The 17,336-nt window shown below is 69.2% G+C and carries 17 protein-coding genes; 6 read left to right on the forward strand and 11 right to left on the reverse strand.

What is annotated here, in order from left to right; translation table 11 throughout:
• Positions 1-151 precede the first annotated feature (151 nt).
• Both J1M41_RS08030 and J1M41_RS08035 read left to right on the forward strand, forming a co-directional pair.
• Positions 152-679, forward strand: coding sequence for a DUF2505 domain-containing protein (locus J1M41_RS08030; RefSeq protein ID WP_206451514.1), 528 nt, complete (start codon positions 152-154; stop codon positions 677-679).
• An 83-nt stretch (positions 680-762) separates the two neighbouring features.
• A complete protein-coding gene (locus tag J1M41_RS08035) occupies positions 763-1,338 on the forward strand; it encodes a phosphotyrosine protein phosphatase (RefSeq protein WP_206451515.1) in 576 nt (191 codons plus the stop codon).
• Between the two features lie 45 nt (positions 1,339-1,383).
• Here J1M41_RS08035 and pth read toward each other — a convergent pair whose 3' ends face one another.
• The 3 genes from pth to J1M41_RS08050 all read right to left on the reverse strand — a co-directional run bounded on the left by pth (position 1,384) and on the right by J1M41_RS08050 (position 3,930).
• Complete coding sequence (gene pth / locus J1M41_RS08040; RefSeq protein ID WP_206451516.1) at positions 1,384-1,959, reverse strand: aminoacyl-tRNA hydrolase; 576 nt, start codon at positions 1,957-1,959, stop codon at positions 1,384-1,386.
• Positions 1,960-1,966: 7 nt separating this feature from the next.
• The gene (locus tag J1M41_RS08045) at positions 1,967-2,581 is read right to left on the reverse strand and encodes a 50S ribosomal protein L25/general stress protein Ctc (protein ID WP_036340557.1); all 615 of its coding nucleotides are present in this window, start codon (positions 2,579-2,581) and stop codon (positions 1,967-1,969) included.
• A gap of 185 nt (positions 2,582-2,766) precedes the next feature.
• On the reverse strand, positions 2,767-3,930 hold the full coding sequence (locus J1M41_RS08050; RefSeq protein WP_241247855.1) for an O-antigen ligase: 1,164 nt from the start codon (positions 3,928-3,930) through the stop codon (positions 2,767-2,769).
• Positions 3,931-4,244: 314 nt separating this feature from the next.
• On the opposite strand from J1M41_RS08050, the gene J1M41_RS08055 reads away from it, so the two are divergent.
• Positions 4,245-5,651: a polysaccharide biosynthesis tyrosine autokinase gene (locus J1M41_RS08055; RefSeq protein ID WP_206451517.1), complete on the forward strand. Its 1,407-nt coding sequence runs from the start codon at positions 4,245-4,247 to the stop codon at positions 5,649-5,651.
• A 169-nt stretch (positions 5,652-5,820) separates the two neighbouring features.
• Here the strand turns inward: J1M41_RS08055 and J1M41_RS08060 are convergent, their stop codons facing one another.
• The 3 genes from J1M41_RS08060 to rfbB form a co-directional block, all read right to left on the reverse strand.
• Positions 5,821-6,576 (reverse strand): hypothetical protein, encoded by a 756-nt coding sequence (locus J1M41_RS08060; RefSeq protein ID WP_206451518.1) that lies wholly within the window; start codon positions 6,574-6,576, stop codon positions 5,821-5,823.
• A gap of 95 nt (positions 6,577-6,671) precedes the next feature.
• A complete protein-coding gene (locus J1M41_RS08065; protein ID WP_206451519.1) occupies positions 6,672-8,105 on the reverse strand; it encodes a sugar nucleotide-binding protein in 1,434 nt (477 codons plus the stop codon).
• Positions 8,106-8,118: 13 nt separating this feature from the next.
• Positions 8,119-9,114 carry a dTDP-glucose 4,6-dehydratase gene (rfbB, locus tag J1M41_RS08070; RefSeq protein WP_206451520.1) on the reverse strand — a complete coding sequence of 332 codons (996 nt, stop codon included), beginning with the start codon at positions 9,112-9,114 and terminating at the stop codon, positions 8,119-8,121.
• 107 nt (positions 9,115-9,221) lie between these two features.
• On the opposite strand from rfbB, the gene J1M41_RS08075 reads away from it, so the two are divergent.
• On the forward strand, positions 9,222-10,076 hold the full coding sequence (locus tag J1M41_RS08075) for a hypothetical protein (RefSeq protein ID WP_206451521.1): 855 nt from the start codon (positions 9,222-9,224) through the stop codon (positions 10,074-10,076).
• 27 nt (positions 10,077-10,103) lie between these two features.
• On the opposite strand, the gene J1M41_RS08080 is transcribed toward J1M41_RS08075, so the two are convergent.
• Positions 10,104-10,970 (reverse strand): hypothetical protein, encoded by an 867-nt coding sequence (locus J1M41_RS08080; protein WP_206451522.1) that lies wholly within the window; start codon positions 10,968-10,970, stop codon positions 10,104-10,106.
• A gap of 36 nt (positions 10,971-11,006) precedes the next feature.
• Entirely contained in the window at positions 11,007-11,894 is an 888-nt protein-coding gene (locus tag J1M41_RS08085; RefSeq protein ID WP_206451523.1) for an alpha-1,2-fucosyltransferase, read from the reverse strand.
• Positions 11,895-11,997: 103 nt separating this feature from the next.
• On the opposite strand from J1M41_RS08085, the gene J1M41_RS08090 reads away from it, so the two are divergent.
• Together J1M41_RS08090 and J1M41_RS08095 are read left to right on the forward strand one after the other, a co-directional pair.
• Positions 11,998-12,987 (forward strand): glycosyltransferase, encoded by a 990-nt coding sequence (locus J1M41_RS08090; protein WP_206451524.1) that lies wholly within the window; start codon positions 11,998-12,000, stop codon positions 12,985-12,987.
• Positions 12,988-13,038: 51 nt separating this feature from the next.
• Positions 13,039-13,977 carry a glycosyltransferase family 2 protein gene (locus J1M41_RS08095; RefSeq protein WP_206451525.1) on the forward strand — a complete coding sequence of 313 codons (939 nt, stop codon included), beginning with the start codon at positions 13,039-13,041 and terminating at the stop codon, positions 13,975-13,977.
• A 3-nt stretch (positions 13,978-13,980) separates the two neighbouring features.
• On the opposite strand, the gene galE is transcribed toward J1M41_RS08095, so the two are convergent.
• From galE to J1M41_RS08110, 3 genes are all read right to left on the reverse strand, one after another.
• Positions 13,981-14,940 (reverse strand): UDP-glucose 4-epimerase GalE, encoded by a 960-nt coding sequence (gene galE / locus J1M41_RS08100; RefSeq protein ID WP_113914022.1) that lies wholly within the window; start codon positions 14,938-14,940, stop codon positions 13,981-13,983.
• Positions 14,937-15,902 (reverse strand): glycosyltransferase family 2 protein, encoded by a 966-nt coding sequence (locus J1M41_RS08105; protein ID WP_158530779.1) that lies wholly within the window; start codon positions 15,900-15,902, stop codon positions 14,937-14,939. Before J1M41_RS08105 ends, galE begins: the two co-directional genes overlap by 4 nt.
• Before the next feature lie 321 nt (positions 15,903-16,223).
• Positions 16,224-17,195: a glycosyltransferase family 2 protein gene (locus J1M41_RS08110; RefSeq protein ID WP_113914020.1), complete on the reverse strand. Its 972-nt coding sequence runs from the start codon at positions 17,193-17,195 to the stop codon at positions 16,224-16,226.
• Positions 17,196-17,336: the final 141 nt, after the last annotated feature.

The raw sequence follows: 17,336 nt of genomic DNA on the forward strand, positions 1-17,336 counted from the left end.
TCGCGCGGCCGGTCCCGGCGCCGTGCACGGGACCCGGGTCGCGGAGGCCAGCATATAAGGTGAGGGTTGGACGCCCATCGCCGTCGGCGAACCGGTGCCGGCCCTCTCACGGCCCGCCGGGCGCGGTCCGACTTGACCCCGAGGAGACACCGTGGCCTTTTCCGCTCAGCAGTCCATCCCGCACCCGCCGTCGGCCGTGGCAGCCGCCCTGGCGTCCGAGGACTTCCACCGTTCCGTGGTCGAGTCCTTCGGCGGCTCCCTGGTTTCGTTCTCCGTGGAGGGCTCCCCGGAGGGCCCGATGACCGTCACCGCCGTGCGCTCCCTGCCCGCGGACCGCATCCCGGACCGTGTCCCGGACATGGCCCGCAAGCTCATCGGCTCCGCCCTCCAGGTGGAGCAGGTGGAGCGGTGGGACGCGCCCGCCGCGGACGGCTCCCGCACCGGCACCACCACCATCACCGTGCCCTCCGCCAAGGCGACGGCGGACGGCTCCCTCCGCCTGACCGCCGCCGGTGAGGGCTCCCAGTTCTCCCTGGACGGCACCCTCGTCTGCCGGATCCCGCTGGTGGGCTCGAAGCTCGCGGCGAAGGCCGAGCCGATGGTCGGCAAGGTCGTCAATCGTCAGGCCCGGGCGCTGTCCTCGTGGCTCGAGCGTGACGGCGGAGCCGCGCGCGGTTGATCTCGTTCTCCCGTCGCCCGGCACCGACGAGCTCGGCTCCGCCTGCCCGGAGGGGGCGCCGGGCCCTTCCCTCGCCGGACGCCGTGCTCATCGTGTGCACCGGCAACGTGTGCCGCTCGGCCTATGCGAGCCGGGCCCTGCAGGGCCGGCTGGCGGTCCTGGCCCCCGGCCGGGTGGAGGTCGGCAGCGCCGGCTCCCAGCCGAACCAGGCCCTGACGGTGCCGCCGCCGCTCGTGCGGCTCGGCGCCGAGGCCGGCGTCACCGGGCTGGAAGGCCACCGTCCCGCCGCGTTGCAGCCGTTCATGGTCGCGGAGGCGGATCTCGTGTTGGCGGCGGCTCAGGAGCACATGCGCTTCGCGCTGCGGGAGGTGCCGCAGGCCGTCGCGCGGGTGTTCACCGTACTGGAGCTCGCAGCGCTGGTCCGCATCTTGGACGCGCGGGACGGACGGGACTGGATCCCCGCGGGCCGAGGAGTGCGTGCCTTCGCGGCGGAGGCGGCCCACCACCGGGCCCTCGCACGGTCGACCACCCAGCCCCTCGACGTCGTGGACCCGTTCCGCGGGCCGGTGGAGGGGTACGCGGAGATGATCCGGATCATGGATCCCGCGCTGGAGACCATCGCGGATGCCCTGGCCCGTGCCGTGACCCCGACCCCCTGAGCCTGGGGCTGCCCCCCGTCGAGGACGTCCGCGCGGGGCGGGAGGTCAGTGGAACGCCTGCTGGGCGGGCTCGAGACCGTCCGTGACGAGCTTCTCAACGGCGTCCGCCGCGCGGTCCACGTGCAGCGGCAGGACGTCCTGCTCGGTCTTGGTGAAGGGGCGCAGCACGAAGTCGGCCACGTCCAAGCGCCCCGGGGGCCGGCCGATGCCGACGCGCACGCGGGCGTAGTCCTTGGTGCCGAGGGAGGCGGTGATGGACTTCAGGCCGTTGTGGCCGCCCTCTCCCCCGCCGCGCTTGAGGCGCAGGGTGTCGAACGGGATGTCCAGCTCGTCATGGACCACCACGAGGTCCTCGGAGCCGATCCCGTAGAAGGACGCCAGCGCGGAGACGGGGCGTCCGGAGACGTTCATGTAGCCGGTGGACTTCGCGAGCACGACCCGCGGTCCCCCGATGCCGAGGCGACCCGTGGCCACCACGGCGCCGGCCCGGTGGCGGGTGAACCCGACCCCCATGCGGGAGGCGAGCTCATCCGCCACCATCTGGCCGACGTTGTGACGGGTGCGCTTGTACTCGGGCCCGGGATTGCCGAGCCCGACGATGAGCGTGGTCCCCGTCGTCATGGCGTGATCAGTCCTCGGAGCCCTCGGACTCGCCCTCGGCGGCCTGCTCCTCCTGCACGGACTCGTCGCCGAGGTCCTGCTCGACGACCTCCGAGACGGTGGCGATGACGATGTCGTCCTCGAGCTGCAGGGTGGTGCCGGCGGGGACCTGCACGTCCGGGGCGTACACGTGGTCGCCGGCCTCGCGGCCCTCGACGGAGATGGTGACGGCCTCGGGCAGGTCGGTGGCGTCGGCCTCGACCGGCACGGTGACGTAGTCCAGCACGTAGTCGTTGCCGGGGGCGACCTCGCCCTCGACATGCACGGTGACCTCGACGATGACCTTCTCGCCGCGGCGGACCTCGATGAGGTCCAGGTGCTCCACGGTGTCCTTGATGGCGTGGCGCTGGATGTCCTTGGGCAGGACCAGGTGCTCCTCGCCGGCCTCGTTCACGACGGTGAGCAGGGCGTTGGGGTTCCGGACGGCCAGGGTGGTCTCCTGGGCCGGCAGCAGCAGGTGCACGGGATCCTGGCCGTGGCCGTAGACGACGGCGGGGATCAGGCCGGCACGGCGGGCCTGGCGGGCGGCACCCTTGCCGAAGTCGGTGCGGCGGGTGACCTTGATCTTGAGCTGGTCAGACATGATGCGTCCTCCTGTGGGGGTCTCGGCCGCGCAGCCGGGGGCGGCGCGGGATGCGGCCAGGAGGGGGCTTCAGTGCCGCAGCGGGCCAGCATGCTGACACGCGGCGGCGGCCTCGTCGATCACGGAGCGCGCGCTCCCTCGCCTGGGCAACCTGGACAGGATAGCACCGGTGATGCTCGTCGCGCTCAGCGGCCCGCTCGTCGGGACCGCTCCACGATGCGGTCCAGCTTGCGGCGGTGAGCCCGTTCACCCGCGGACGCGCCGTGGGATTCGTCGTCCTCCTGGGCGCTCAGCAGCAGGCCGCAGCCGAGGACGACGGCGCCGAAGATCGTGATGAACACCTCCCCCAGCTGGAGGGAGGTCACCAGGATGATGAGCGCGGCGGCCTCGACAGCCACGCGGGACGGCGATCGGTGCGTCCGGGCGAAGGGCCGCAGGCACAGCCACAGGTAGGCGCCCACCACCACGATCAGGAACGGCCAGCCGCCCTCCACCAGCAGCCCCAGATAGGAGTTGTGGAAGAACATGGTCACGTTGTCCAGCTCCACGAATGCTGTGGAGAGGCCCTGGCCGAAGAAGGACGTGTCCGCGACCTTCTCCGCGGACGCCTGCTGGATCTCGGCCCGGAACCAGTCCGTGCCGGTGCGGTCTCCGAAGATGCCGAGGTCGGCCAGGTTCTCCTCGGCCCAGCTGACGAACCAGCCCATGACGACCGCGAGTGCGATACGGAGGACCCGCCCCAGGTAGGGGCTCACGAGGATCCACACGACGGCGCAGAGCAGACCGGCCATCGAGGTCCGCGAGCCGGTGAGGAACGTCAGGGCGGAGCCGGCGCCCAGCACGAGGAGCTTGGGGCCCATGCGCTGCATGGTGGCCACGAGCAGCACGGGCAGGAGCGCGTAGAAGAGGCCGGAGACGTTCTTGTCCCCCAGGAACCCGGTGAGGTAGCCGCCGTAGGTGTCCGGGGCCAGGCCCGCGTAGAAGAGGGGCACGTTGATCAGTGCGCCGGCCGTCATCCCGTAGAGGACGCCCTTGATGTCGATCCTCTCGCTGGCGATGGCGTAGATCAGCAGGATCAGGAGCGTGATCCTCGTGGCGCGACGCGTGGGGTCGAGGTCGTTGTGCACAGTCACCGCGACGAGATACGCCACCAGGGCCAGTGCGACGAGGGCCAGCACGCCGTAGTGGGAGAGGTCCCGGCGGGGCTGCCGGAATGAGGCGAGGAGCAGCAGAAGGATGGCGGAGAACTCCGCGAACGGGATCGGCAGGCCGGGAGCGGTGAACGCATCCATCACCAGGCCGATGGCCAGCACGGCCTCGAACAGCCGCGGTGAGGCCGGCGTGACCAAGGGGTTCCACGGGGAGCGGGTCCACGCGGCCTGACCGTCCGGGACGAGGCCGAGTGAGGCGTGACGCCTGGCAGGCCGGGCCTCGGGTGGCGCGACGGCCCCCATGGCGCGGGCAGCCGTCCGGTCACGGGGCGTGCTCGGGCGCATGGTGCGGAACCTTTCGTGGACGCCGGGCAATACTCGGCTCAGCGTAGCGCGGTGGCGGGCCTCGTCCTCGGGGCCTCAGAGCGCACGGTAGGTGTTGGTACCGTAGACCCCGCGTGCCTCGGCCACAACGGCCCGCGCATCCACGTCCATGACCCCCGAGGTGCTCCGTGACGATCGTCGACTTCTTCCGCCTTCTGCGCGCCAACCTCCTCCTGCTCCTGGCAGCAGCCCTCGTGGGGGGTCTGCTGGGCTGGGGCTACTCCGCACTGCAGCCCCGGATCTACGCATCCGAATCTCAGGGGTTCCTCGCCGCGCGGGCTGCAGATCAGAGCCTCATCACCGGCAACCTGCCCGCCGAGGGCCGGGCTCAGGCCTACGTCGCCCTGATCAACAGCCAGGCCGTGCGGGAACGCGTGGCGCAGGACACCGGGCAGGACAGCGACGGCTCGCTCTCCGCGGTGCTCGTCCCCGAGTCCAGCATGATCAAGGTGACCGCCACCTCGACGGACCCCGAGACCGCCGCACAGCTGGCGAACAGCGCCCTGCAGGCGACGGCGGACGTGGCGGCGGACGTGGACAAGAACAGCCCGCTGGAGGTCGTGCCGCTGTCCGACGCCCGCGTGCCCTCTGCCCCCGTGAGCCCTGACACCCGGCGCAACGTCCTCGTGGGCGCGGTGGCCGGGCTGGGTGCGGGACTCGCCATCGCCGTGCTCCGTCGTCTCCTGGACGTGAAGGTGCGCAGCCGCGCCGACGTGAAGGAGATCACCGGCGCCGGCGTGATCGGAGCCGTTCCGGAGAACGCGTCCCTGACCCGCACGGGCGAGGAGGCCGTGGACCTCGACCCCCGGGCCGGCGAGGCCATCCGGGCGCTGCGCACCAACCTCAAGTTCGTCTCCGTCGACGAGCCGCCGCGCGTCGTCTCGTTCACGAGCGCGGACCCCTCCGAGGGCAAGTCGACGGTCGCGTCGAACCTGGCCCGCGCCCTGGCCCTGGCCGGCGAACGGGTGCTCGTGGTGGACGCCGACCTGCGGCGGCCCCGGCAGCACGACCTCTTCCAGGTGGCAGGCGACGTGGGCCTGTCCGAGGTGCTGGCCGGTGAGGTGCAGCCGGACGACGCCCTCGCGGCCACCGGAATCCCGAACCTCACGCTGCTCCCCGCCGGCCGGACGCCCCCGAACCCGTCGGAGCTGCTGGGCTCGAAGCGCATGCGGGCCCTGCTGAAGCTGGCATCGGAGGACTTCTTCGTCATCGTCGACTCCCCTCCCCTGCTGCCCGTCACGGACGGCTCCCTCCTGGCCACGGCCGTGGACGGGACTGTGCTCGTGGTGCGTCAGGGGCGGACCCGCAAGGACCACCTGGAGGCGGCTGTGGAGAATCTCGCCGCGGTGGACGCGCATCTGCTGGGCGTCGTCATGAACGGCGTCGCGCGCTCCCAGCGCGGCGGCGGCTACTCCTATGGCTACGGGTACGAGAGCACGTACCACAAGTCCCATGACAAGTACCTGCAGGGAACCGGCACGGCCGGCAAGGGCGGAAAGAAGTCCCGTCGGGCCGCACGCGCGAAGAAGGGCTGACGCCAGTCCCCTCCACGCGCTGGGGCCCCGCACCTTCCGGTGCGGGGCCCCACTGCGTCTGTGCGCGCCGGCCAGTACTGGCGGCGGCCTCGTCGATCACGGCGCGCGGTCCCTCTCCTGGGCAACCTGGACAGGATAGCACCCACGCGACGGGGACGGGTGGCCCGGTTCAGCTGCTCAGCTGCTGCAGTTCTGCCGTGGCTTCGGCATCGGGCGTGACCGCCGAACGCCCCTGAGCGCGGGGAGGGTAGGGGCCGCTCGGCCCGTTGCGGCGTTCGAAGTGCAGGGTCGTGGGCTGCTGCGGCCCGGTGGGCCCGTCCGGGTCCACGACGATCTCCCGGTACGTCCAGTAGTCCAAGGGTAGGCACTGGCCATTTTCGGACATGGAGAAGTTGACGGCCTTCACATGGAAGGTCTCAAGGTAGAGCCGCCCGTCACTCTTGACGTCCTCCGGGTCGATGGTGCCGGTGTACTTCCAGGTGTAGGGGGTGTACTCGAAACCGTCGGCCTTGGTCTGCGGCCTACCCGTCTCAGGGCCTTCCCACTTCGCGGAATGCCCGGTGGCCGTCTGCCAGGTGATCTTGTTCTGCTTCACGTGGTCGCCACGCACCCAGTAGACCAGCTTGGCGTCGCTGTAGCTGGCGTCCTTCGAGACGTCGTAGAGGTAGAGCCCGAAGGGCGCTCCGTCGGGAGTGGGGCCCGGGTTGGAGGGCGCCGAATTCACCTCGAGAGACCGCCGGCAGAAGTAGTGATACTCAGGAGAGTTGAGCACCCAGCCGTTGATGCCGGGGTCCTTGCGCAGCGAAGCGGCGAAGGACGGTGCCGCCGAGACCATGGCGACGGCGGGGACAGACCAGGCCAGACCGGTGGCGACGGCGCGCCGGCCGAGGCCTGACTCGGTGGTGGAAGCAGAGTGAGCGTTCATAACGGGACCTTCCAGGGAGACAACGTGTGCCGATTCGGGAGGACTACGTGTGCCTGATGTATTTCCGCTGTGCAGACACGTCCGGGGCAACAGTATCAGCGTGTGCCACCCGTCATTTCTGACAGGTGGTCTCGCAGCCGTTCGCGCTGGTCCGGGGCGGTGTAGCCGACGGCGGCCAGGGGCCCGAGGTCGAGGGCGCTGTTCGTCGGCCGCGGGGCCACGCCCGCCTTGCCGGCCAAGTACGCGGCGGTGGTCGTGGCGGAGACGCGCCCGACGTCGTGGCCGGTGTCCTCGAAGACCCACCGGGCGACGTCGTGCCAGGTGACCACGTCGCCGCTGTTGGTCATGTGGAACGTGCCCGTGGGCGCGTCCGTGGTGACCAGGTGCAGCAGGGCGTCGGCGAGGTCGTCGGCGAAGGTGAGGCGGCCGTGCTGGTCGGCGACGACGGCCGGGTCGATCCCGCGCTCGGCGAGGGAGGCCATGGTGGCCACGAAGTTCTTCCCCTCCCCGATCACCCAGGAGGTGCGGACGATCCAGTGCCGCGGCACGGTGCGCACGGCGGCCTCGCCGGCGGCCTTCGACTGGCCGTAGACGCCCAGCGGCGCGAGCGGGTGATCCACCGGGTGCTCCTGCCCCACGGGGAGGGCGCCGTCGAACACGTAGTCCGTGGAGACGTGCGCCAGGGGGACGCCGGCCTCGGTGCAGCGGCGCGCGAGCTCGGCGACGGCGGTCGCGTTGACGGCCCAGGCCTGGGCCCGGCCCTCGGGTGTCTCGGCGGCGTCCACCGCGGTCATGGCGGACGCGTTGACCACGGCGCGCAGGCCGCGGAAGTGCTCCCGCGACCAGGACACCGGATCGGTCATGTCCCACGTGTCCCGGCCGTGGGCCTCGACCGGGATCCCCGCGGCCTCGGCGCGGGCCACGAGGGCACGGCCGAGCTGCCCGCCGGCGCCGAGCACGAGGATCGGGGCGGGCGGCATGGGGGTGACGTCCGCGAGCATCGGGTGGGCGCGGTCCTTGTCCGAGAGCTCGGCGTCCTCGAGCGGGATGGGCCAGGCGATGGCCGCCGTCGGGTCCGCGAGGTTGAGGAACGTGTACCGGCCCTGCGCGTCGGCGGACCAGTGGTCGTTCACCAGGTACGTGTAGGCGGTGTCCGGTTCGAGCGTCTGGTAGGAGTTGCCCACCCCGCGCGGCACGAAGACGGCCTTCTCCGGGCCGAGCTCCACGGTGGCGACGGCGCCGAAGGACGGCCCCTCGCGCAGGTCCACCCAGGCGCCGAAGATCCGGCCGTGGGCGACGGCCACGTACTTGTCCCAGGGTTCGGCATGGATGCCGCGCGTGGTGCCGACGGCGTCGTTGAAGGAGATGTTGTTCTGCACCGGGGCGAGCGAGGCCAGGCGGGGGTGCCCGGCGGCGAGGGCGCGGATCTTCTCCCGCTGCCAGTTCTCCTTGAACCAGCCGCGGTTGTCCCCGTGGACGTCGAGGTCGAGGACGAGCAGGCCGGGGATGGCGGTCTCGGTGATGCGCATCAGCGGTGCCCCCTCACTGGCCCTGGGCGCGGTAGGTGGCCTCGACGGCGGCCTTGGCCGGGCGCCACCAGGCCTCGTTCTCGCGGTACCAGCGGACCGTGTCCGCCAGACCGGCGCGGATGTCCGTGAACTGCGGCTCCCAGCCGAGCTCGGTGCGCAGCGCGGTGTTGTCGATCGCGTAGCGCAGGTCGTGGCCCGGGCGGTCGGCGACGAGGTCGTAGTCGTCCGCGGGGCGGTCGAAGAGCTCGAGGAGGATCTCCACGATCTCCCTGTTGTTCCTCTCGCCGTCCGAACCGATCAGGTACGTGCGGCCGATCTCGCCGCGTTCGAGGATGCGCAGCACGGCCGAGGAGTGGTCCTCCGTGTGGATCCAGTCCCGGACGTTGACGCCCTGGCCGTAGAGGCGGGGGCGGACGCCGTCGATCAGGTTGGTGATCTGGCGCGGGATGAACTTCTCGATGTGCTGGTACGGGCCGTAGTTGTTGGAGCAGTTGCTCAGCGTGGCCTGCACGCCGAAGGAGCGGACCCACGCGCGCACCAGGTGGTCCGAGCCGGCCTTCGAGGCCGAGTAGGGGCTGGAGGGGTTGTACGGGGTGGACTCGGTGAACTTCGCCGGATCGTCCAGCTCGAGGTCGCCGTAGACCTCGTCCGTGGACACGTGGTGGAACCGCTTGCCGTGCTTGCGCACCGCCTCCAGGAGGACGAAGGTTCCGACGATGTTCGTCTGGATGAACGGCGAGGGATCGTTCAGCGAATTGTCGTTGTGGGACTCCGCCGCGTAGTGCACGACGGCGTCCGACTCGGCGACCAGGCGGTCCACCAGGGCCGCGTCGCAGATGTCCCCGACCTCGAGAGTGACGCGGTCCTCCGGCAGGCCGGCGAGGTTCTCCCGGTTGCCGGCGTAGGTCAGCTTGTCCAGGACGACGACGTCGTGGTCCGTGTGGCGGACCAGGTGGTGCACGAAGTTGGAGCCGATGAACCCGGCGCCGCCGGTGACGAGGATGCGCATGGGGTCAGGGTATCGGGGAGTAGTTGTAGCGGGCATGGGCCCCACTCGCCGGGCGTGTCAGATGGTCTGTGTAAGCCGTACCGAGAGGAACGGTAAGAATCATGACCATGACCGACGAGAAGGTGCTCCAGGCCGCCCGCAGCGCCAAGCACCAGGCCTGGACTCTCAGGAAGGCGTCGGTACAGCAGGCCCGAGCGTTCATGAATTCGACGGCACAGCGTCTCCAGCCGCTGAAATTCAACCCTTACCGTTACCCACTTCATCGTTTTCTGCGTTTCGATGAGCCGATACAGGAGGTATTGCCGGCGCCAGAACGGGTCTTCGTTCTATGGACGGGGATGAATGAGATGCCGTCGATCCGCTCTGCCAACCTGGACCGGATCCGCGCGACGGTCGGGGTCCCGGTCGAACTGGTGACTCCGGGCACGCTGCATGACTGGATCGTGGAGCATCATCCTCTGCACCCGGCCTACCCGCATCTGTCCCTGACGCACCGCTCGGATTATCTGCGGGCCTACCTTCTCCACCACCATGGCGGCGGATACATGGACCTCAAGGCCCCTGCGGGTTCATGGGCGGACAAGTTCACCCGCCTGAACAGCGATCCCGAGGCGTGGGTCCTCGGGTATCCCGAGGACTCCAAGGGGAGGATCCCCCCGTATGGCGGTCACATGGAGCGGGACCTGCGGATCCACTTCGCCAGCGTCATGGGGACCATGGCCATGATCGCGCGCCCCCGCTCACCCTTCACGGCGGAGTGGTTCCACGAGGTCGAACGGCGCCTGGACTACTTCCTCCCTCTTCTGAGGGACAACCCGGGAGGCGTGCGGGACGAGATCGACCTGTACCCCGTGGGATGGACCCAGATCCTCGCTGACATCGCCTATCCCCTCTCCCTCAAGCACCATGACCACATCCGTTTGGAGAAGGGGTTCACCCCGCCGGACGAGGCCTACCGCTGAGACAGTATGTGACCTTGGAGAAGGGAGTCACCGGTGGCCCCAGAGCTGTGGCTTCACCGCGGGGTCGATTCTCACCCTGTCCAAATGCCGCAAGCACAGAGGTTCAAACACCTGCGAGCAGATCTTCGTCCAGGGGATAGGGTAGCTAGGGTTATCTCCCCATACATTCCCCGGGGAGCGCTTCAAAAGTGAGGTGTAATAATCGAGGCGTCGCTCCACCTCACCCAGCCAGTCCGAGGTGAGTTGAGTATTGGCCCGAACTACCATGCCGCCAAGCCCAACGAGGCGGGAGAAGTTCCGGCGGACATCTCGCCCGAGACGTCCCTCGAACCACGCAGATTCTGCGGAGCGGGGAACCTGGTATCCCACAACCCATGCCTCTGGATCCCGATCCATTGTCTCGAATGCGGATGTCCACGGCGTCGGATGCTTCTTCACCCCCGTGTACCCGCCGCCATGATGATGGAGGAGATAGGCCTGAAGGTAATCCGAGCGATGGACATTGGACAGGTAGGGGTATGCCTCATGCAATGGGTGTCCTGGAACCACCCATTGTTCCAAGTTGTCTGGAGTCACGAGGCGGATCTCGACACCAGGAGTGGTGTTTCGAATAGAATCCATGGCTTCCAGCCGATTTGGCGTCATAGGATTGTCACCGCTCCATACGCACCAGATGACGCGGGGGACCTCCGCCTGAGGCGGGCCGACGGGGTCCGGAGTGTCCAGGCTGACGAAATCCAGCGGGTAGTGGCCGGCATCAAAGACGTACGGCCGGAGCGCGGTGGCGCCACGATAGCCCACGTCCTTGACCTCTCCTGCCGCGAACTTCGCCTTCTTCAACGCCACGAATCCGGCATGCTTCACTTGTCGAGCGGCATGGAGAACGCTGGCCATCTGTCATCTCCTCCGTACGTGTGGACTCCAGGACCTTCAGGGTACCCGGCCGCCGACGATTCTCCTGAGGTCCGGGGCCGCCTCCGGGCACGAGGTAATGAATTCGTCCTCCGGGACAGCTCGCCACTCCGGCAGCAGGAGCGGCGACTCCCCGCGTGCGTAGAGACGGTTGAAATGCAGGGGTGCCTGGACGGAGCGGGCGCGTTCCTCCGGCGGCAGGGAGCTCGCAAGGTAGCCGCCCCAATAGGAGAAGGTGGAGTTGGCCAGGATCAGGTGCCGACCGCCGGCGATCTGCGCGAGGTCATTGAACATGTCGTGCGGGCCCGGAATCGTCCCCACCGGCGCCAGGTCTGACAGGAAGCCGAGATTCTCATGGCACCACGGCACGTCGTCGGAGACGAGAATGAAGGACGAGACCTCCGGGGACGGGATCCTGCTGACCGCTGCACGGACGTATCCGGCAATGTCGAAACCGAACTGGGCACGGAACGTGGGATTGGAGTAGTAGTCGCCGCGACGGACGTTCACCACAACAGCGTCCCGCTCAACCCGCTCGAGCCGGCCCTGGAACGACGCGCTGGCCAGGAGCAGCTCCCGGGAGAAGTCGCGGAGATCCTGGAAGAACCAATCACGGTAGGTCTGCTGCCCCCACTCCACCGTGCGCTCCTGCCGGAATCCGACGTCCGACTCCATGACGGTCAAGGCGTCCAACGCCGGGAACTCGGCCAGCCAGGGCTCCATCTTCGGTTTGAAGCGCACCAGCCACGGCCGCCCGGTCTCCCGACGGCGCGCCCACGCGGTGGCCCACAGGTACAGGAAGTTGCCGCCGTTCATCGGCTCAGCGCCCCACATCACCGGCGGATCGGCCCGGCGGATGCCACTCAGGGCACCGGCGGCGATGTCTCTGGCTGAAGGAAGTCGCATGGCTCTCCTGTCCCGACCTCTCTCGAAGAAGGCGGAGGTCAAACCCTCGCCAGATTACTGCCCCCGGCGGCCAGACGTCCCACCCCCGCCTACCCTGGAAGGCATGAGCGTCGACGTCGTCTACATCCGTCCCGGAGGCACCGGGTGGGGCCCCGTGGCGGAGCTGGCTCACCTCACGGCACGCCTGCTCGGGGCGACGTTGACGGAGATCGATGATCGCGGTCGGGCCTCGGCAGTCGAGCGCGGCGCCGTGCTCCTCCCCCGGGGGCGTCGTGCCGGCGGACGGCGCCTGTTGGTCATCGCGGGCAACCCGGCCGCGCTCGCCTTCGCGGCTCGTCGCCACCTGTGGTTCCCCGGGTACGCATCCACGACGGCGTGGGTGATCGACTCCTTCTGGACTGACCGGATCGCCGGGATTGCAAAGCATCGCCCACATTTCGACCACCTGTTCATCACGGACCCCGACCTCGTCGACGAATGGGCAGACCGCACCGGGCGGCCCGTGGACGTGCTCCCCTGGGGAGCGGACACCTTGGCCTTCGAGCCCGTCGCCGGGGAGAAGTCGATCGACCTGTTACGGCTCGGGCGGCAACCGTCGGCCTGGGACGACGACGCCGTCACGGCGAAGGACGCCGAACGGCACGGGCTGTCCTTCCGCGGACGGCCCCCGGCGGCGGCCGATCCGTTGACGAACCAGGAGAACGTCCGCCAGGCGCTCCTCGAGGCCAAGGTGGTCCTGGCATTCTCGAATCGTGTGAGCCCCGCGGCCTACACGCACCCGACCCGCGAGTACGTGACCGGCCGCTGGATGGACGCGCTGGCCGCGGGATGCTTGGTGGCGGGAACGGCCCCCGCCACCGCCACAGACCTGCTGTGGCCGGGGGCGACGCTCGAGATCTCCCCCGAAGACCGCGCGGAGGCCTGGCCAGCGCTGCAGCAGGCGGCGGAGTCCTGGGGTGCCGCCAAGGCCACCGCACAGCAGCGTCGGGCGCGGGCCACGATCGACTGGCGCCACCGGCTGCATCACCTCACCACCACCCTCGGCTGGCCCGTTACCCCAGACCTCGCGCGCGAGTTCAAGATGGTGGAATGACGCCACGCCACCGACCGCCCCATTGCACCCTCTGATCACTAGGAGCCGCCCGTGACGACCCCTCTGGGCCTTGCGCGCAAGGCCAAGCACCAGATCTTCCTCGCACAACGGAACCGAGAGCTGATCCGGCAAGCCCGCGAGCTCAGAGGCTCCGAGCAGTTTCGCCGGGAGTACGAGATGGCTACGGCCGGGTTCGAGCTTCCCCCGCTTCCCGCCATGACCGGGCCGTGCGCCATCGCCATGGTGCGCGACGAGGCGGACGTGATCGAGCGGTCCATTCGGCACCTCGCGGGTCAGGGGATCGAGCACATCGTGGTCGTGGACAACCTGTCCGAGGACGGAACGGGAACGATCCTCCGTCGGTTGTCCGCGGAGATCCCCGGGCTGATCGTGGGTGACGACGCTGAACCTGCGTATGTGCAGTCGGCGAAGATGACCCGGCTTGCCGACCTGGTCTCCGGCGCGGGCGCCACCCGGGTGGTTCCCTTCGACGCTGATGAGTTCTGGTTCGGACAGGATGGCTCCCTCCGTGAGGCCCTGGAGGCGTCGGACGCCCCTGTCCTGCGTGCGCAGATGTTCAACGCCTTCCCTCGTACTGACGGCTCCGCGTTCGATCTCGACCCCACGCCGCACTTCGACGTCAAGGTGGCCTTCACCCCGCGCGATGGCGCTGTGATCCAGATGGGCAACCACGACGTTCTCCGCCCGGGGGTTCGGGCCGAGGGGCTCCGCATTCTCCACCTTCCGTGGCGGTCCTTCGATCAGTTCGCCCGGAAGAACCGCAAGGGGGCGGCGGCGATCGCGCTCGCAGGCACCTCGGAGGACCTTGCCTACCACTGGCGACGCCTGGGATCACTCGACGACGACGCATTGCGTGAGGCATGGGCGGCCCTGTTGGCGGGAGAACCCCTGACGGATGCCGCCTGGTACCCCCGCGGCCCGCTGCGCGCGCTACGGAGCGACGCCCCGACCCGGTGGGATGACGTGTGATCCTCAGCGGCCCGCCCGGGCCCGCCACGCGCTGAGGACCATGTCCTCCAGCGAATGCCGCATACGCCACTCCAGGTCTCGCGCCGCGCGGGAGCCATCAGCCACGATCCGTGCAGGATCGCCGGGGCGCCGAGCCTTAACGAGCGGTTCCACATTGACCCCGGTCACCTTCCGAACCGTGTCCATGATGGAGCGCACGGAGGTCCCTGCACCGGACCCGAGGTTGTAGACCGGCTCGACGGGGTCGCCGCCGGCCAGCCTCCGTGCGGCGGTGACATGGGCGGCGGCCACATCGGAGACGTGCACATAGTCCCGGACGCAGGTGCCGTCCTCCGTCGGATAGTCGTCCCCGAAGATGCGGGGCCGTTTTCCCTGCTGCAGTGCGTCGAACACAAGCGGAAAGAGGTTGTGCGGGCTGGAGTCCCATACCTGGTGCGACCCCGAACCGACGACGTTGAAGTAGCGCAGACTCGTGTGCCTCAGGTCGGCAGCCCTTCCCTGGTCAGCGAGCAGCCACTCTCCGATGAGCTTGGACTCCCCATAGGGCGACTCCGGGCGCAGCGCGGTGTCCTCCGTGACCACCTCCGATTCAGGCGTTCCATAGACCGCCGCCGACGAGGAGAAGACCAGGGAGCCGACCTCCGCAGACTGCATCGCCTCGAGCACGCTGACGGTGCCCTGCACATTGATGCGGTAGGTCAGCAGTGGCGACCTCACGGATTCACCGGCGTACTTGTAGCCGGCCACGTGGACGACGCCCCGAGCCTGCTGGGCGCGGAGGAAATGGGCCACCGATGTGGTCGCTGTGATGTCCGCCTCCAAGAAGGGAACCCCCTCGGGAACGAAACGGCGGTGGCCTGTGGACAGGTCATCGATGACGGCCACGTCCATCCCGGACGCTTGGAACGCCCGCACCACGTGCGCGCCGATGTACCCGGCCCCTCCCGTGACGACCCAGGTCACGCCTGCTGCTCCTCGACCGTCACGGGCGAGTCCGGGCGCCGCGTGCGGCGGAACCGGTAGCGTGCCATCCCTTCCAGGGCCCCGAGGTGGGCACCGGTGGTGTACGCCCAGGCGAGCCGAGCGGCCGGGTCGGCCACCGCGCCGGGCGCGCGTCCGATCTGCCTGGCCAACGCCAGCACGGATGCTTTGACGCTCGGCCCGTTCATGCCGCGGTCACGGAACCGGGTCCACAGGTACATGCGCCCGCGCTGCTGGTTCCGCTGCTGCCGGAGGATCGCCCGCTGGGTTGAACGCAGGCGGTAGTGGACCACGGCACCGGGGACCTGCACCACGGCCCAGCCCGCTTCCTGGGCGCGCCAGACGAAGTCCGTCTCCTCTGAGCCGCCCGGATAGCGCGGGTCCATCCCTCCGAGATCCAGGTAGTCCTCACGCCGGATCGCGAAGTTGCAACCCGGCACGGTGGGCAGGTAGCCCGCGAAGCCGCCGGTGACGGGCGTGACGGCGAGGTCGCCGGGGTGAGTCCGGACGTCGTCGCTCAGATCGATGCGATACGCCGCCAGGACGTCCGGCCCATTGAAGCGGCCATGTTCCAGCACGCCCCGAGCCACCACACGGGAATGCGTGGCCACTGCGTGGTGCAGCGCTCGAACCCAGTGCAGTCCAACGAGGTCGTCAGAATCGCAGAAGAGCAGGACCTCCCCGCGCGCGAGTGACGCGCCCACGTTGCGGGCATGCGACGCGCTGGCCACCTGCGATGCGTCCACGACCGTTACCTCGAACGGCACCATGGCGTTTGCGGCAGTGCGGGCGGTCCCGTCCGTGCTGCCGTTGTCCGCGACGACGACGTCGAACGGCGGGGCGTCGACCTGCTCGGCCAGGGACTGCAGCTGCTCGCCGATCCATGCCTCGGCGTTGCGTGCAGGGATCACCACGGTGGCGAGGGGCTCATGAGGGTGGGTCATTGTTCTCCTGCTCCTGGGAGGGCTTTCTTGCGGGTCGTCGGCACACCGGCGTAGACGCCGTGCGGTGCGAGATTCCCGGTGACGACGTTGGCGTTGCGGATGACTCCCCCGCAGTCGAAGAACACCTCCTCGTTGAGGAAGGACTTCGCTCTCGCGACAGCGTCCTGAGGATCCGGAATTGGCACCCCCCGGAGAGCCAGGGATCCCCCGCGCCGCGGAGGCCAGGCCGGCAAAAGAATCCGTGACGATGCCGGTCAAGCACCATGGACGATCGGACGACATGAGCAGCCAGCCGCCGTGCGGTTGACTTTCCCGAGGACCTCACCGGTGCGCCGCCGACGCGTCTGCCGAATCCAGGCCGAGGCCGATCTGCGGAGGGACAGACCGCTTCAGCCACTGGTACTTGACCGTCCCGTGGGCGTGACCGAGCGCCGTCGCAGCCCGTAGGCGGACACCCTCCCAGTCGCGGTTCTTCCTGCCCGCGGCCATCAGCACAGCAGCGCCGGCGCTCCGAGCCAGTTCCCCCCAGGGATTCGGGAAGTGGGACCTCCGGGTGAGGCCATAGCGGTGAGCCACCAGAGCGTGAGACCGGGCGGATCGCCGGGCGAGCCGGGATCGGAACCCTTCGTCCCACTTGCCGCGGAAGGCGATGCGCACATCGGGCGCGTGGTCGATCACGACGCCGGCGAGATGGGCCCGGATACCGAGGTCGTTGTCCTCGTAGACGCCGCCGAGCGAGTGGTCGAAGCCGCCGATCCGGAGGAATACGTCACGGGTGACTCCGAAATCCCCACCCATGAGCACTGGAAAGGCTTCGTCCGCGTCCGCAGCTTCGGGTGGTGACCACGCATCAGAATCACCGGCCGCGCGCCGGATGTCTTCGACGCCACCTATCATCTCCTCGTCCGTCATGAACCGCGCGCCACCGGACCAGAGCACGGAGGTCTCGAAGGCCAGCGCACCATTGCGCACCCACCAACGTGAGACCACGTCGTCGGCGTCGGCGAACATGAGCAGGTCGGCGCGCGCGTGGGCCGCGCCCACATTCCGCGCATAGCCGGGTCCCTGGTGCTGGTCAGCACTGACACGCCGCAGGGGATAGGAGACCTCCTCGACCAGTCGATCGACGAGGGCGGCCGTCCCGTCCGACGACCGGTTGTCCACCACGATGACCTCGTACGGCGGGGCGTCCGACTGCATATCGAGAGCCTCGAGCTGAAGCGGCAGAAAGCGCTCGGCGTTGTACGCGGGGATGACCACAGAGATGCGGGGGCGTACGGGTTTCTCACTCACCCTGTGATGCTAACTGTTGTGGGTCATGAGGTTCTTGACATGGGTACCGGGCTGAGATGAGACGAGTGGGCCCCGCCCCGCAGGATGGAGGTTCCTACACCACCCACCTGCCAGAAGAGACCCACTCATGACTCACGCTAA

It is taken from the genome of Micrococcus sp. KRD096 (assembly GCF_017168495.1).
Lineage (GTDB): Bacteria > Actinomycetota > Actinomycetes > Actinomycetales > Micrococcaceae > Micrococcus > Micrococcus luteus.

What these genes read in the sequence shown, in the direction of transcription:
- J1M41_RS08085 (WP_206451523.1), bottom strand. Translation starts at nt 11,894, where the DNA reads ATGCGACTTCCTTCAGCCAGAGACATCGCCGCCGGTGCCCTGAGTGGC.
- J1M41_RS08090 (WP_206451524.1), top strand. Translation starts at nt 11,998, where the DNA reads ATGAGCGTCGACGTCGTCTACATCCGTCCCGGAGGCACCGGGTGGGGC.
- J1M41_RS08060 (WP_206451518.1), bottom strand. Translation starts at nt 6,576, where the DNA reads ATGAACGCTCACTCTGCTTCCACCACCGAGTCAGGCCTCGGCCGGCGC.
- J1M41_RS08045 (WP_036340557.1), bottom strand. Translation starts at nt 2,581, where the DNA reads ATGTCTGACCAGCTCAAGATCAAGGTCACCCGCCGCACCGACTTCGGC.
- rfbB (WP_206451520.1), bottom strand. Translation starts at nt 9,114, where the DNA reads ATGCGCATCCTCGTCACCGGCGGCGCCGGGTTCATCGGCTCCAACTTC.
- pth (WP_206451516.1), bottom strand. Translation starts at nt 1,959, where the DNA reads ATGACGACGGGGACCACGCTCATCGTCGGGCTCGGCAATCCCGGGCCC.
- J1M41_RS08105 (WP_158530779.1), bottom strand. Translation starts at nt 15,902, where the DNA reads ATGACCCACCCTCATGAGCCCCTCGCCACCGTGGTGATCCCTGCACGC.
- J1M41_RS08080 (WP_206451522.1), bottom strand. Translation starts at nt 10,970, where the DNA reads ATGGCCAGCGTTCTCCATGCCGCTCGACAAGTGAAGCATGCCGGATTC.
- J1M41_RS08075 (WP_206451521.1), top strand. Translation starts at nt 9,222, where the DNA reads ATGACCGACGAGAAGGTGCTCCAGGCCGCCCGCAGCGCCAAGCACCAG.
- J1M41_RS08065 (WP_206451519.1), bottom strand. Translation starts at nt 8,105, where the DNA reads ATGCGCATCACCGAGACCGCCATCCCCGGCCTGCTCGTCCTCGACCTC.